This window comes from Apibacter sp. B3546 (assembly GCF_009827885.1).
Taxonomy (GTDB): Bacteria; Bacteroidota; Bacteroidia; order Flavobacteriales; family Weeksellaceae; genus Apibacter.
In genome coordinates this window covers 34,147-49,525 of the sequence record NZ_WINW01000037.1, presented here as the reverse complement: position 1 = coordinate 49,525, position 15,379 = coordinate 34,147, and the positions used below count along the sequence as shown (strand labels likewise).

The 15,379-nt window shown below is 30.1% G+C and carries 13 protein-coding genes and 4 tRNA genes; 5 read left to right on the top strand and 12 right to left on the bottom strand.

Translation table 11 applies throughout. From position 1 onward, the window contains the following. Nucleotides 1-31: 31 nt before the first annotated feature. Complete coding sequence (locus GFU93_RS08795; RefSeq protein ID WP_160568812.1) at nt 32-637, top strand: 2,3-diphosphoglycerate-dependent phosphoglycerate mutase; 606 nt, start codon at nt 32-34, stop codon at nt 635-637. Between the two features lie 725 nt (nt 638-1,362). After that, nucleotides 1,363-1,716 (top strand): DUF1493 family protein, encoded by a 354-nt coding sequence (locus tag GFU93_RS08790; RefSeq protein WP_160568810.1) that lies wholly within the window; start codon nt 1,363-1,365, stop codon nt 1,714-1,716. 271 nt (nt 1,717-1,987) lie between these two features. On the opposite strand, the gene GFU93_RS08785 is transcribed toward GFU93_RS08790, so the two are convergent. From GFU93_RS08785 to GFU93_RS08760, 6 genes are all read right to left on the bottom strand, one after another. Next, nucleotides 1,988-2,059: transfer RNA gene (locus tag GFU93_RS08785), tRNA-Glu, on the bottom strand. Nucleotides 2,060-2,074: 15 nt separating this feature from the next. After that, nucleotides 2,075-2,329 (bottom strand): 30S ribosomal protein S20, encoded by a 255-nt coding sequence (rpsT, locus tag GFU93_RS08780; protein ID WP_105296844.1) that lies wholly within the window; start codon nt 2,327-2,329, stop codon nt 2,075-2,077. A gap of 89 nt (nt 2,330-2,418) precedes the next feature. Next, nucleotides 2,419-2,489 (bottom strand) — tRNA-Gln (locus GFU93_RS08775). A 49-nt stretch (nt 2,490-2,538) separates the two neighbouring features. Then, nucleotides 2,539-2,613 (bottom strand) — tRNA-Val (locus GFU93_RS08770). Nucleotides 2,614-2,709: 96 nt separating this feature from the next. After that, complete coding sequence (locus GFU93_RS08765; protein ID WP_160568808.1) at nt 2,710-3,933, bottom strand: folylpolyglutamate synthase/dihydrofolate synthase family protein; 1,224 nt, start codon at nt 3,931-3,933, stop codon at nt 2,710-2,712. A 99-nt stretch (nt 3,934-4,032) separates the two neighbouring features. After that, entirely contained in the window at nt 4,033-4,794 is a 762-nt protein-coding gene (locus GFU93_RS08760; protein ID WP_160568806.1) for a class I SAM-dependent methyltransferase, read from the bottom strand. Nucleotides 4,795-5,058: 264 nt separating this feature from the next. Here GFU93_RS08760 and nhaA point away from each other — a divergent pair, with 264 nt between their 5' ends. Together nhaA and GFU93_RS08750 are read left to right on the top strand one after the other, a co-directional pair. Beyond that, nucleotides 5,059-6,255, top strand: coding sequence for a Na+/H+ antiporter NhaA (gene nhaA / locus GFU93_RS08755; RefSeq protein ID WP_221411326.1), 1,197 nt, complete (start codon nt 5,059-5,061; stop codon nt 6,253-6,255). A gap of 43 nt (nt 6,256-6,298) precedes the next feature. Beyond that, the gene (locus tag GFU93_RS08750; protein ID WP_160568805.1) at nt 6,299-9,214 is read left to right on the top strand and encodes a pitrilysin family protein; all 2,916 of its coding nucleotides are present in this window, start codon (nt 6,299-6,301) and stop codon (nt 9,212-9,214) included. Between the two features lie 157 nt (nt 9,215-9,371). On the opposite strand, the gene GFU93_RS08745 is transcribed toward GFU93_RS08750, so the two are convergent. From GFU93_RS08745 to GFU93_RS08730, 4 genes are all read right to left on the bottom strand, one after another. Then, on the bottom strand, nt 9,372-9,995 hold the full coding sequence (locus GFU93_RS08745; RefSeq protein ID WP_160568803.1) for an L-threonylcarbamoyladenylate synthase: 624 nt from the start codon (nt 9,993-9,995) through the stop codon (nt 9,372-9,374). Between the two features lie 32 nt (nt 9,996-10,027). Then, nucleotides 10,028-10,417, bottom strand: a complete 390-nt coding sequence (gene msrB / locus GFU93_RS08740) for a peptide-methionine (R)-S-oxide reductase MsrB (protein ID WP_255410572.1) — start codon at nt 10,415-10,417, stop codon at nt 10,028-10,030. A gap of 153 nt (nt 10,418-10,570) precedes the next feature. Next, nucleotides 10,571-11,587 (bottom strand): AI-2E family transporter, encoded by a 1,017-nt coding sequence (locus GFU93_RS08735; RefSeq protein ID WP_160568801.1) that lies wholly within the window; start codon nt 11,585-11,587, stop codon nt 10,571-10,573. A 36-nt stretch (nt 11,588-11,623) separates the two neighbouring features. Then, nucleotides 11,624-12,052, bottom strand: a complete 429-nt coding sequence (locus GFU93_RS08730; RefSeq protein WP_160568799.1) for a type II 3-dehydroquinate dehydratase — start codon at nt 12,050-12,052, stop codon at nt 11,624-11,626. 97 nt (nt 12,053-12,149) lie between these two features. On the opposite strand from GFU93_RS08730, the gene GFU93_RS08725 reads away from it, so the two are divergent. Further along, nucleotides 12,150-12,233: transfer RNA gene (locus GFU93_RS08725), tRNA-Leu, on the top strand. Between the two features lie 168 nt (nt 12,234-12,401). Here the strand turns inward: GFU93_RS08725 and GFU93_RS08720 are convergent. Together GFU93_RS08720 and GFU93_RS08715 are read right to left on the bottom strand one after the other, a co-directional pair. Further along, a complete protein-coding gene (locus GFU93_RS08720; protein WP_160568797.1) occupies nt 12,402-13,565 on the bottom strand; it encodes an HNH endonuclease in 1,164 nt (387 codons plus the stop codon). Continuing rightward, nucleotides 13,558-15,369, bottom strand: coding sequence for an AAA family ATPase (locus GFU93_RS08715; RefSeq protein WP_160568795.1), 1,812 nt, complete (start codon nt 15,367-15,369; stop codon nt 13,558-13,560). The genes GFU93_RS08720 and GFU93_RS08715 overlap by 8 nt, the downstream gene beginning before the upstream one ends. Nucleotides 15,370-15,379 lie beyond the last annotated feature (10 nt).

Below are 15,379 nucleotides of genomic sequence, written 5' to 3'. Positions count from 1 at the left end.
ATAATATAGTTAATATAAATATTTTGTAATCATGGCAATTTTAGTATTACTGAGACACGGTCAGAGTGTTTGGAATCTGGAAAATAAATTTACCGGTTGGGTTGATGTAGAATTATCCGACAAAGGAAAAGAAGAGGCTAAAAAAGCCGGCGATCAGCTTAAAGGTTTACATTTTGATTATGCGTATTCATCTGCTTTGAAAAGAGCTCAAGAAACTTTACAAATCGCGTTGAATGAAGCCGGAATAAAAAATGTACCTACGAAATTTGATAAAGCATTAAATGAAAGAATGTATGGAGATCTACAAGGCTTAAATAAGGCTGAAACAGCTAAGAAATTTGGAGATGAACAAGTTCATATTTGGCGAAGAAGTTACGATGTAGCTCCGCCTAATGGAGAGAGCCTTAAAGATACTGCAGAAAGAGTAATTCCTTATTTTGAAAGTGAGATAGTTCCAAAAATTAAGGAGGGAAAAAACATAATCATAGCTGCACATGGAAATAGTTTACGTGCATTAGTTATGTATTTAGAAAAAATGACTCCAGAAGAAATTATAAAATTTGAAATAGCTACAGGAGTGCCCAGACTCTATGAATTAGATTCCAATTTACATGTTTTAAAGGTTAAAAATCTCTAATATGTGTTAACTTCTTATGAAATTAACAAAATTATATTTTTTAAGCTAGCTTAAAATAAAAATATTAAAAAAAGTTCTTTTCATAGTAAGTTATTCTCTTCGAATAGCTTTTCTCAAATATTTAACTAAACATATGGTCCTGATTTCAATTGAAATCAGGACTTTTATTTTATTCTATTCCTTATGAGTTTTAGTTTTAATGAAAATTTCATCAACAAACTATTCAAATTAAAAGCTTTTATATACATATTTTTAATAAAAAATGGTAAGTTTTTGCATATTCATAAAACTATATTATATGTCGATATTTATGTTGTTATGCATTGTATTAATATAAATGTATTTTTATTAAATATATATTTGCAATTTACTATGCCTTTTTATACATTTACAAAATATAAAAACTTTATCATACTACATTAGATCACATACTTTTGAATAACCTAATATTGCCTAATTAGGTGTCTCCAACAATTACTTAGTAAAAAACGAAAATCCTATCTTATAACCATTTAATTCACCTCCTTATCATAGTTGAAATTTATAAGTACTGCATTGATCTGTGTACTTTCTTAGTGATTGATATGAATTGACTATGGTATTGATTGGATTAGATACGTAAACAACTAGTTACGAATTTCAAATGACATTCTGTGTCTTTGAATAAAAATAATCATTTTATTAATGATGTAGTTAAAATTAGAGGTATCATAAATTTAATAAATATGGTTGATCATAAATTACAATTATTTTTAGAGAAAGTTTTATTATCCCAATGGGAGAATAAAATACAATTTAAACCTGAAATGAAATTATATGAAGATTTTGGATTAATTGGACATGATGCAAATGATTTTCTTACATATTTTACGAAAGAATTTAATGTAACGATTAGCAATGAATTTAAATTTAACGAAAGGTTTTATCCTGAAACCTATTCAGCTTTAGATATATTAAAAAGTATATTTAATAAAATCGTAAATATCTTTCTTTATCAACGATTAATTTATGAAAAAGAATTAAAGGATCTTAGTATAAAAGAATTAGAATTAGCTATTGAAAGGGGGGTGCTATTATAATACAATTGATTTAACCAGTAACTATATATTTTAAAAAATGATATTTTGCTTCATTTATTGTTATTCTAAACTTTTTAAATAACAAAAGGTCTCTATATTAAAAAGATTTGAGCATTGGAGAATTATAAGAAGCCATTAAATCGAATAGTAAATAAACATTATAAAATATTACAATTAATTTATTCATAATTATTTCTTACTTCCTGAAATGACAATTAATTTACATAAAAAAAGGCTTAAATTACCAAAAGTAACTTAAGCCTTAGATTAGTAGCCCGTAGGGGAGTCGAACCCCTCTTGCCAGAATGAAAATCTGAAGTCCTAACCGATAGACGAACGGGCCTACTATTATTTTTATTTACGCTAATGCGTTAACGTGCTTGTTTAATTTAGATTTCAAGTTAGACGCTTTATTCTTATGAATAATGTTTCTTTTTGCTAACTTATCAATCTGAGAAAAAACAGCCGGTAATTTACCTACCGCTACAGTTTTATCTGTTTCAGCTCTTAATTCTTTAATAGCTGTACGAGCTGATTTATGATAATACTTATTACGTAATCTTCTTACGTGATTCTGTCTTATTCTTTTTATTGCTGACTTATGATTTGCCATTTTAATTCTTTCTTTTCATTATCTATTTGCGGTGCAAATGTAATTATTTTTTACAATCCTACAAATATACTTTTTCATTTAATTTGTTGTAGACCCACAGGGATTCGAACCCCGACAAACGGTACCAAAAACCGGTGTGCTACCGTTACACCATGGGTCTGTACCAACAAAAAAACCTTAACTGAAAAAAATCAAGGTTTTTCTTGTTGTGGGCGATGCAGGATTCGAACCTGCGACCCCCTGCTTGTAAGGCAGGTGCTCTGAACCAGCTGAGCTAATCGCCCCTTTAAAACAAAGATATTTAAGAGCTTTTCTTTATTACTTTGTTCCGTAATTGGATTGCAAATATACGCTCATTTTTTATACTTGCAAATATTTTTTTAAAAAATTTCTGCTACCACAAAATTACTTCCTCCTATAAAAATCAAATCTTCTTTGTCAGACTGGGTTTTAGCGGCATCAAATCCTTCTGCTACACTATCGAATTTTTGATAATTCTTGAAGTATAAATCTATTTTTTCGGAATATTCATTGGGATGTAGCCCTCTTTGAATAGCCGGTTTTACAAAATAATAGAGGGCATCAATCGGCAATAGTGGAAAAATTTTATCTAAATCTTTACCTTTTACAAAGCCGATTACAATTCTCAGTTTTTTATAGGTTACCCGTTTAAATTGTTCGGCCAATTGTTTAAAGCCATCCTCATTATGGGCTGTATCGCAGATAATCATTGGATTCTCATTTTGCAATAATTCCCATCTTCCTCTAAAGTTCATTGAATCTTTTACATGCAAAAGGCCCTTTTTAACCTGATCAACAGATATTGTAAATCCTTTATCATTTAAAACATCGATGATACTTACTACCGTTTTTTTATTTTTTTCTTGATATATACCTTTTAAATCTGATGGATATTTTACCTTATTTTTTGTCGCATCTATATATTCGGCATTACGCTCTTGAGCAATATGGACTAGTAATTTTTTAACCTCTTCCTTATCTTCTCCAATAACTACAGGAATTCCGGGTTTAATAATCCCTGCTTTTTCTGTGGCTATTTTTTCAAGTGTATCTCCCAATAAATCCACATGATCCATCGATATACTGGTTATTGCACATACTTCGGGAGTAATGATATTTGTTGAATCCAACCTTCCGCCTATTCCAACCTCTATTACAGCTATATCAACTTTTTCTTTGGCAAAATAGCTAAAAGCCATAGCAGTTGTTAATTCAAAGAAGGAAGGATTAAAATCCTTAGTAAAATGATCTCTAATAGTAATTAAAAAATTATATACAAACTCTGCGGGGCATTCTTTTCCGTCAACCCTTATCCGTTCAGTGAAATTTTTAAGATGAGGAGAAGTAAATAATCCCACTTTATACCCGGCTTCTTTTAAAATGGAGGCGGTCATATTAGAAACACTCCCTTTTCCATTAGTTCCCGCAATATGTATGGATTTAAATTTTCTGTGAGGATTTCCTAAAATTTCACTCAGTTTTATTATATTTTCAAATCCGGGCTTATATGCAGAATTCCCGACATTTTGATAATTTGAAACTTGGGTATACAACCACTCTAAAATTTCTTCATATGTCTGCATGACTAAAAATAATACGATTTATATTATTAAAAATTAAAATACACTTGAAGTAATCCGTAAAATTTTAAATAACTATTTTTTAATAAAGAAATTATTTCTCTATACTTTTTTTACAATTCCCACATATTTTCCTTCAAATTCAACAATTACCGTTTGCAAATGATTTTGATTTACCCAATCCATAAAAGCGGAATTATCTCCAATATCATCACTGATAAAAAAGCCGTTTTTTTCTATTCTTTCCCATAGTAAAGGATAGGCCCACATTCTACCTTTATAACTTTTATCACTGTCATAATGGGCTATCTCAAAAGTCTGTTGTTCTTTGAATATTTTAGGCAGGGATTCTTTATCTGCTTGTCTAAATAATTTCCAATAGTTTCTAAGATTATCAGGAACTACACATCCAACAAATTTATCATTATTCCTGTCCAAATAAGGCATATCTGAACTATACAAATTTCCACCTCTTTTTTGTAAAGACAATAAAGCCGCCAAAGAGCTCCATCCGTAAGCTACTCCGGTTTCTATAACATTTTTAGCCTGAGTATATTCACATAATGCGTAGATAAGATCTAATGCTCCGGCTCCGCCCATTTTAACCGGACAAGCCGCCTCAATTTTTTTTGACTCCTCCATTGGTCCTGCAAAATCTTTATATAAAGAGTATTCATTTTTTGTAATCTGGTAAATTGCATCTTGCTGACTGATTGCTCTTTCTGCACACCATATTTCGGATTCTTTTTTTCCTTGAACCGCGCTCCCTCTGTCGAAAATATTTTTATAAATTTTTCTTACTAATTCCGGATATAATTGTGGTCTGGCTAAATAACCGAAAAATGTTCTTAAAACTGATTGCATTTATATTTTACTTTTTATTATACTGATATGATGCAAATGTAGTTAAAATACTTATACCATTAGATTGCTAACTATTTTGGACATATAGAGTGTTAATTCCCATGAAAAGGTTCGTTTTATCTTTTTCTCAATTTTTATAATTAAATAATTAATAGTATACCGTTTGATTTATAAGTGAACATAAATTTAAAAATTATATTTTAGCTATATATATTATCCTCGATAATTCAAATCTTAATAATTCAATACAGTAATTAGCAATAAATGAGTAGAATGCGAAAAACGATTAAAGATTTTATGAATAATGAGAAGTCCGTAGGAATACTTCTTATCTTGTGTACAATCTTTTCTATAATATTGTCAAATTCAACTTTTCACACTTTCTATCATAATTTTTGGGAAACATCAGTTTCTTTCAAATTAGGAAATGAATATCTTTTTAGCTCACAGGGGATGCCTTTAACTGTATCTGAGCTAATAAATGATGGGTTAATGAGTATATTTTTTTTAATGGTGGGATTGGAACTTATCCGTGAAATACATATTGGAAAACTTTCCAATCGTTCGCAAGCCCTTTTACCTGTTTTGGGTGCTATAGGCGGAATGATTATTCCTGCGGGAATATATGCATATTTAAATTTCGGAAAAGACACCATTTCAGGCGCCGGAATTCCTATGGCAACCGATATAGCATTTGCGTTGGGGGTATTGAGCTTATTAGGAAAAAAAATTCCCTTGTCTCTCCGTGTTTTTCTTACTGCCTTAGCTGTAATTGACGACTTAGGGGCTATTTTGGTTATAGCCTTTTTTTACACTAAAAAACTTTCTTGGATCTTTTTATTTTTTGCCTTATTCATATGGACGATACTATTACTTTTTAAAAAACTAAAGATCAATCATTTATATTTATATATAATCGGCGGTATAGGAATTTGGTATTGCTTACTTAATTCCGGTGTACATGCAACTCTTGCGGGTATACTACTGGCATTTGCCATACCCTTTGAAGGAGGTAATCCCCATGGTCAAGCCATGAAATTACTATCTATACTCCAATTACCTGTCAATTTTATAATACTTCCTCTTTTTGCACTTGCCAACACAGCCTTATCTATTCAATTAAATATTCAAGAGCTTTTCTCTCAATCGTACACTCTTGGAATATTTTTTGGCTTAATCGTTGGAAAACCTTTAGGAATTATTTTATTTACTTATCTGGCTTGTGCTTTGAAATTTTGTAGGCTTCCTTCGGAAACAGATTGGAAGCAAATGATAGGAATCGGTTTTTTAGGTGGAATTGGATTTACTATGTCTATTTTTATTACCTTACTGGCTTTTAATCCGGCTATACATGCCGACTATATAACTCATGCTAAAATTATGATTCTATTTTCCTCCCTATGTTCTGCTTTAATTGGATATATATACTTATATTTTATATTCCGAAAAAATAAAATCTAACAAAAATCTTTTGTATTTTCACACCTTTAAACCTAATAATAATATGAAAAAAATATTTTTATTACTTGTATTAACATTTTTTATAATGACCACGAACGCACAAATCTATAAAACTAAAACAGTAACAGATTCAAAGGGGTATACTTATGAAACGGTAACGAACGATCCCTCCAATTCAAGAATTTATACGCTGAAAAATGGTTTAAAAGTATATTTATCCCGAAATAATGATGAACCAAGAATTCAAACATACATTCCGGTACGTACCGGATCTGCTAATGATCCGTCCGAGAATACCGGCCTTGCTCATTATCTAGAGCATATGATGTTTAAGGGAACCAGTAAACTCGGAACCTCTGATTGGGACAAGGAATCTGTATTATTAAACCGTATTTCAGATTTATACGAACAACATAAAGCCGAAAAAAATCCAAAAAAGAAAAAGGAAATTTATAAAAAAATAGATGAAGTATCCCAAGAAGCATCTAAATACGCCATTGCTAACGAATACGACAAGTTAATTTCAGAATTGGGCGCAACCGGAACCAATGCGCATACTTGGCTAGATGAAACGGTTTATAAAAACAACATTCCATCCAACGAATTAGAAAGATGGTTATTTGTTGAAAAAGAACGATTTTCCGAATTAGTTTTACGTCTCTTTCACACAGAATTGGAAGCTGTTTATGAAGAATTTAATCGAGCTCAAGATAACGATATGCGTTTAGTTAATTATGAATTGATGGATGCTCTATTTCCTACCCATCCTTATGGACAACAAACCACTATAGGAACATCCGAGCATTTGAAAAATCCGTCCATGAAAGCAATTCATGAATATTATGAGACTTATTATGTTCCAAATAATATGGCAATTGTATTGGTGGGCGACTTAAATTTTGATGAAACCATACAATTAGTAGATACCTATTTCGGCAATTTCAAATATAAAGAATTGCCCGTTTTGAAAAAACCCATTGAACAGCCGTTGACCTCTGTTGTTAAAAGAGTAGTAAAAAGTCCATCTTCAGAAAGAATCCAATTAGCTTTTAGATGTAGTGGAGCCGGAAGCAAAGAGGCTCTTTACGTTAAAATGGTTAATATGATTTTGAATAATTCCGGTGCGGGTTTAATCGATATAAATATCAATCAAAAACAATTAGCTCAAGGGGCAGGATCGTATATATCTATTTTTAAAGACTATGGTCTTCATTCCTTATATGGAGCTCCTAGAGAAGGACAATCTTTGGAACAAGTACAAAAACTTTTACTAGATCAGTTAGAAATCATAAAAAAAGGAAATTTTGATGATTGGTTGATTAAAGCTATTGTCAATGATTTAAAAACGCAACGCATCAGCAGCTGGGACACAGCCAACGGGGTAGCAACTCAAATGTATAATGCTTTTATCCAAAATTTATCTTGGCAACAAATTTTAGATGAATTTAATGAGTTGGATAAAATGAATAAAGAGAGTATTGTAAAATTTGCCAATGAATTTTATAAGGATAATTATGTTGTGGTTTATAAAGAAAAAGGAACCAATGATAAACTGGTCCGCGTTGAAAATCCGGGAATAACTCCTATAACTTTAAATCGTACGAAACAATCAGATTTTTATAAAAAATTCTCGCAACTTCCCGAAAAAGAAATTCAACCTCAATTTATAGACTATAAAAAATTAATAACTTTTGATCATGTAAAAAATATTCCTCTTTCTTATATTAAAAATTCAAATAACGAATTAGGAAATCTATATTACATATTTGACTTTGGATCAGATAACAATGAAGAATTGGATCTGGCCTTAAATTATCTTTCCCTTCTGGGCACTGATAAGTATACAAAATCCAATCTTGAAAAAGAGTTCTATAAAATAGGAATCAGTTATTCTATTCAGGTTCAAAATGAACAAATATTCCTAAACCTGCAAGGTTTAGAAAAAAATATTCCAAAAGGTATAGAATTATTTGAACATTTTTTGCAAAATGCTAATCCTGATTCAGAAACATATCAAAAATATGTACAAACTATACTTAAAGCCAGAAAAAATTCTAAATTAAATAAACAGGCAATACTGAATGCTTTAGCTTTGTATGCCCGTTATGGAGAAAATAATAGATTAAGAAATTCTATTTCTGAAGCGGATTTATTAAACAAAAAACCTGCGGACTTAGTTAAGATATGTAAAAGTTTATTCGATTACAAACATGAAATATTTTATTACGGACCGAATGAATCTGTTATTAAAAAAGCGGTTCAAAAATATCATAATTTCGGAAGCGGAAAAGAGTATAATTCCCCTATAACTTATAAGGAACTTGCTTCTGACGGCAGCTTGTTTTTTGCTCCGTACGACATGGTACAAGCCGAAATACTTTTCCAATCAAGAGGAAATAAATTTGATATAGCTAAAATGCCTTATGCAAAAGTATTTGGTGAGTATTTCGGCAGAGGTCTGTCTTCCATTGTTTTTCAAGAAATTCGTGAAAGTAAATCATTAGCTTATTCTGCTTACGCCAGTTATACCATCGCCTCTGATAAGGATAAATACGATTATGTTTCTTCCTATATTGGAACTCAAGCCAATAAATTACCACAAGCTGTTGACGCAATGAAAGATTTAATGAACAATATGCCTGAAATTATTAAACAATTTGACAATGCTAAAAAAAGTGCTTTGAAACAAATTGCTTCAGACCGTATTACTAAATCAGCAATTTATTGGTCCTATCTTTCCGCCAAAAAAAGAGGAATTGATTACGATTTAAGAAAAGATATGTATTCTCAAATACAAACATTGCAACTTAAGGATCTTAAAGATTTTTTTAATCGTGAAATCAAGGGAAAAACCTATAATGTATCTTTAATTGGAAAAAAGGAAAATCTTAATTGGAATTCGGTTAAAAAATTAGGAACTGTTCATGAATTGTCTATTGATGAATTATTTAATTATTAATACATCTTATTCTACATGAATTGTTTAAATTAATGTCCTATTAAAAAAGAAAATTTTCAAATTTTTATAAGAAAAGAACCGAATATAATTATTCGGTTCTTTTTTATTTTATATGTAACTGATTTTTTCGATCAGAAATAGTAAATGTAAATAGAGATTAAATATAGAGATCTAAATCTCCTTTTCCCCGGCGGAGTATTTCCGGACTCCCGGAAGTTAAATCTACAACCGTAGAAGGAGTATAACCTCCCGCACCGCTATCAATAACTATATCTACTAATTTATCATATTTCTCGGCTATTAATTCGGGATCTGTAATATATTCTAAAATCTCGTCATCATCATGTGTTGAAGTGGATGCTATGGGATTGCCTAATTTTTCAACGATCATTCTAGGAATATTATGATCGGGAATTCTAATTCCTACTGTTTTTTTATTCTTATAATAAGAGGGCAGCGTATTGGAAGCCGCAAGAATATAAGTAAAAGGCCCCGGCAAAGTTCTTTTCAGAAGTTTAAATAGATTCGTTTCAATGGGCTTAGTGTACTGAGATAAATTTCGTAAATCATTACAAATAAAGGAAAAGTTTGTTTTTTCCAGTTTAACATTTTTAATTCTGGAAAGCTTTTCCATGGCTTTGTGATTAAAAATATCACAACCCAATCCATAAACCGTATCGGTAGGATAAACAATTATTCCTCCCTTTTTTAACACCTCAACTATTTCATTAATTGCTTTTTCTGAAGGATTTTCCGAATAAATTCTTAGGATTTTGGCCATAATGTTAATTCTTACAATTGGTAAATAATGTATTATTCTTTTACAAAATCCAGTGAAGCAGAGTTAACACAATATCTCAATCCGGTTTTTGTAGGGCCATCATTAAACACATGTCCTAAATGACTCCCGCAATTAGCACAAAGGATTTCCATTCGGGTCATACCATGAGAGGTATCTAATTTTTCGATAATTCGGCCTTTGGCTATTTCATGATCAAAGCTGGGCCATCCGCAATGCGAATCAAATTTAGAATCACTATCAAACAGAACCGCACCACAAGCTTTGCAAGTATACACTCCTTTTTCAAAATGCATATTGAATTTTCCACTGTAAGGTGCCTCTGTTCCTTTTTCTCTCAAAATGTAATATTCTTCGGGAGAAAGCTGCTTTTTCCACTCTTCTTCTGATTTTGTTACCTTCATTTTTGTTTCTTTTTTGGTTACTTCTAATCTGTCTTTAGAAATGCAAGATAGTATGAGTAATCCCAAACCTATACTAACTGCCGACTGAAACAGTTTATTAAATTTATTCATGGTAAAAAACAAAATTCATTCCAATAGTAGAACTACATTTTCTTAAGGATTATCGCTAAATTCGTTATTGTAAACATCTAAAAGCAGGAAAAAGCTGGATAATAATATAGGACCGAAAATTAATCCGATAAATCCAAAAATATTCATTCCTAATATTACCCCAAAGATGGTAATTAACGGATGAACATCGTCCAGTTTTTTAAGTAATGTAAACCTCACGATATTGTCCGATGTTCCAATAATTATAATGCCGTACAATAAAATAAATACAGATTGCCAGGTTTCTCCGGAAGTGAACAATAAAATGGCAACCGGAACATAGGCCAATGCAGAACCTACGATAGGCAACATGGATGTAAAAGTTGTAACCGCAAACCAAAACCATAAATTATCCAATCCTACAATGGCATAGCCGACAGCTCCTACCATCCCTTGAACAACAGCAACTAATGGGATACCGATGGCATTGGATTGGATCATTTTTTTCAACCTTTGCCCTAGCCTTTCGGTATTTTGTTTTTTTAAGGGAGACCATTTTAAAAAGGTGCTTTCAATTTTCCTGATATTCATAATCATAAAATAGAATAAAACAAAAGAAAAGAAAAAAACAACTACAGAATTTACTGTTGAATTTAATATTTTAGGCACAACCTTGCCTACCCAGGTGGTCGCTTGAATGATATTGTCTTTGCTAAGTATATTTAGTCCGTATTTTGTTTGTAAATCATTTACAATACTGACCAGAGAATTATTTATTTTATCAAAATAAGTTATAGCCGTATGTACCTGAGAATAGGTCAATTCAATAATAAAATAAACCGGAATCGAAATGATCAATAAGGCAAGAAGAAAAACTATACTAATTGATATCCATTTTTTCAATCCCTTTTTTTCTGTCAGATATAAGAAAAAATCTTTGGATAAGGCATATAATGTAATTGCTCCTAAAAAGCTGGGAAGAAATATAGCCAATTGGCTTATAATAAGGATAAAAAGAGATATTATTATAATCAAAAACAATATCTGATGTATTACTTTTCCACTTATTTTTTCATTCATTTATACTATCAATTACTTATTATTTATACTCGCTAGTTAAGGTTGTTTCATTTTTATTAAATATTCAATAGCTTCTTCATAACCGGGTAATCCTTTGCCTTTAATCTGATGTACACAAGCATCTTTAATGACTGAAATTTTTCTAAATTCTTCTCTTTTTTCAATATCGGAAATATGAACTTCAATAGCCAGTGCGGTTACGGATTTTATAGCATCGTGTATTGCATAGGAATAATGAGTATATGCTCCCGGATTAATTACAATACCTTCACATTTAAAACCTTTTTCATGAATCTTATCAATAATCGAGCCCTCATGGTTGGTTTGATAGTATTCTAATTCCACATCAATAAATTTTTTTTGCAAATGTTTAAAATAATCTTCAAATGAATAATGACCGTAAATATCTGTTTCTCTTTGTCCAAGCAGGTTTAAATTAGGACCGTTTATAATTAATATTTTCATAATCTTTTTTTACGAATATAAGGAAGAATGAATGAAATAAAAACATAAATTTTGGCGAAAAAGAATATTTAAGTATATTTGCACACCTGAAAAAAATGCCCAGGTGGCGGAATTGGTAGACGCGCTGGACTCAAAATCCAGTGGTAGCAATATCGTGCGGGTTCGATTCCCGCCCTGGGTACACGTAAATCGCAACTATTTATAAATTAACAAGTTGCGATTTTTTTTATATAATATACCTATTTGATTTCTTTAACTTTTACCTAAACCTTTTTAGCAAACCCGAGCTTTACCGCCTGGTTTTTACTATTTTTTCGATCTCACTGATTTTTATCGAATTTCTTTAAAATTAGCTAATTTTATTTTTTATTACTCCCGTTGCAACAGCAATATCTTTGGTTAATTTAGCTAAGGGTCTTTTAGTAAATTCTTTTTCATCATAAAAATTGCCATAAGCTAATTGATAGGCCTCTTCTAAGGTCAGATGAATATCGGGAAATGCTTGCTGTAAGGTTTCTATATATTTATCATTAAATATACATCTTTTCTTTATAATCTCTTGTACAATATCTCTGTGTTCATTTGCTATTTTATTATATTCAAAAACTTTGATATTTCCCTTTACTTTTTCTTGTAAACGTTGATCCTCATTTTCCTCATTTATCTTAGTGAAAACCTTTATTTCATCAGTTTTGCCAATAGCACCCAAATAGGTTTCCGGTTTGTAATCATATTTTATTAATTGGTGCTTAGGATTGGATTCATAGGGTGACAAATATTTTTCATAAGAAAAATCAACAGTTCCTTTACAGTCTCTATTGCAAACACTACATGAAGGAATCAAATTAAAAAAATTTAGTGCTAATAAAGGATGTTTACTTTTGGGCAAGAAATGATCAAGTTCGGGCCTGGTTATTTTTTTTACTCCTTTAGATAAAGTAAACGTATATTGGCGATTGCAATAGCAACATACTTGTATTCCTAGTTTTTTAGTCAGTTGATAGGGCCCCCATTCTTTTTCCGGTGTAATTTTCTGAAACCAGTTTTCATAATCAAAAATCTTATTTAGCAAAATTTTATAATTCCTATATTTTTCTTCATATTTTTTATATAGAACGATGTCTTCTTCATTTGAACTTAAATCCAAACCTAAAATACGACGACAATTAGTATGTAAATCATTAAGTATCTTTAAAACCTTCTTGAAATCTTTAAGTTCTTCACGGAATAAAGATTTATTTTTTAATTTTTTATATTTTTTATCAACACTTTTATTGTCTTTAAAGATTACTTTAATAAAAGAATCATATTGTGAATGATGCAACTTAATTTTTTTTATATTATTCTCAATATCATCGTCTTCTATTTTTCCTTGATGGGTTAATTGTATCGTTTCAAATAAATTTTTATAAAAATCAACTCTTTTTTTAACTTCTTTGGAAATAAATGAAATGTGTTGTTCTCTGGCAGTTAACAGATCAGATTCTGAAATACATTCTCGTATACTAATCATGAGTTTTGTTTTTAAGATTTTTAAGATAATTTAATCTTTCTTCCAATTCTTGTATTTCATTATCTATGGAAGGCCCAAAAGCCTCATTATACATTTTAATGAGCTTACTTTGGATTATATGTTCGTCAACCATACGGATTAATTTTCTAATCCTTTGTTGTTCTTCTTGTGAAATGTCAATGTGTTGATTATTGTTTTTATTTTCAATCATCTTATTCAAAACATGGATCACTTCTTCAATTTTCTTTTTAGCAAAATCTCCCACTAATCCATCTTCTAAAAAAAAGGAATCTGCCAATAAATTTGAAATATTAGCGCCAAAAGTTTTTCTTTTGTTTGTTAATACTTTTGTATAATTTTCACCTTTTCCCAAAAAAAGAATATTTTGATGAGGTATATCTGAAAGAGTTAGAGGGTCATGGGTGGTGAAAATGATTTGAAGCTTTTTATTAACAAAAATTAATGGTAGAATCTCTAAAAGCATGTTAATGTATTTCTTCTTCCACAAAGGGTGAAAGCATACATCAGCTTCATCCAGTAAAATTAAATATTCATCTGAAATATTATCTATACCTATTTCATTCTCAATACGAGAAACTTGTTCATTAAAAATTGAAAATTGTTCGTACATCAATTTTTCACCACTGCTTAACTCTCTATCTGTAGAAAAATTAAATAAAGGCTCATCAGTAACTTTAAAATGTTTTTTAAATTCTTTTGTAAAATCCTGATAAGCATCTATAATTTCTAATGTTTCTAAATCATTAGCAATGAAATCGTAATCGAGAAAACCGCGATAAACGCTAAAATAATTAAATTTATTTGATTTTTCAATTGTTGATAACAAAATATCAATTAATTTTTTTATTTCTTGTACAGGTAATTGAAATTCTATATTATTAACTTTGATATAGGCATTATCTAAATACCAAAAAAAAGCATCTTTAAGACCATAAATTTTTTTAGTTTTTAAATATTCCACGGTTTTACCTCCTCTTATAAAACCTTCACGTATGTATATGTTACCCGTTTCCTCAAAAATTAAATGTATTCTCTTTATTACATCCTTTATAATTTTTACTTTTAAATTTTCTTTATCTTCATTATTTAAATAAACTTTTCTCTCTAATATTTTTTCTCGTTCTTTTTGTTTTCTTTCTCTATCGTCTTTAAAATATTGAAAAAAAGGCTTAAATGTATCCGGTATATTATAATAATCTTTATTGGAATGATTTATTTTTATTTTTATATTATTTATCGTAGGCAGTCCCAGTTCTAATAATTTAGTATATACTTTTTTGTTTTTAATTAACCTAAAAATTCTTTCTAACATTGCATTATTATGAATTTTCAAGAACCTTGAAAATTCCGGGTCAGCATACTCACTATCTTTTTTTAATATTGAATATTTTGAAAGTGTTAGAACATTTTGGAGGGGTGAGCTGGTATTCGGAGTATCATTATATCCAAGAATTGAATTATAATAAAATATTAATTTGGAATTATGGGGTATTTTTTTACCATCCGTTCCTATAAATTGGCAGTTACCATCTCTTATGGCTTTTAGCAAAGTGGATTTACCCGCACCGTTATTTCCTACAATAGCGGATACCGATTGAATATTTTCTCCCCAAAAATTTGAAATGTACTTAGGCTCTTTTTTTGAACCTGATGAATTTTTATTTTCAATATAATTTAAATCTGTATCCATCGCCTCATTAACCAGATTTAGCGTTAACGCCTCATGATCTGAGCCGAAAATATAAGGCAAGGTCCCTTTAGGGATATGTATTTTAGAAATCATAATATATTAG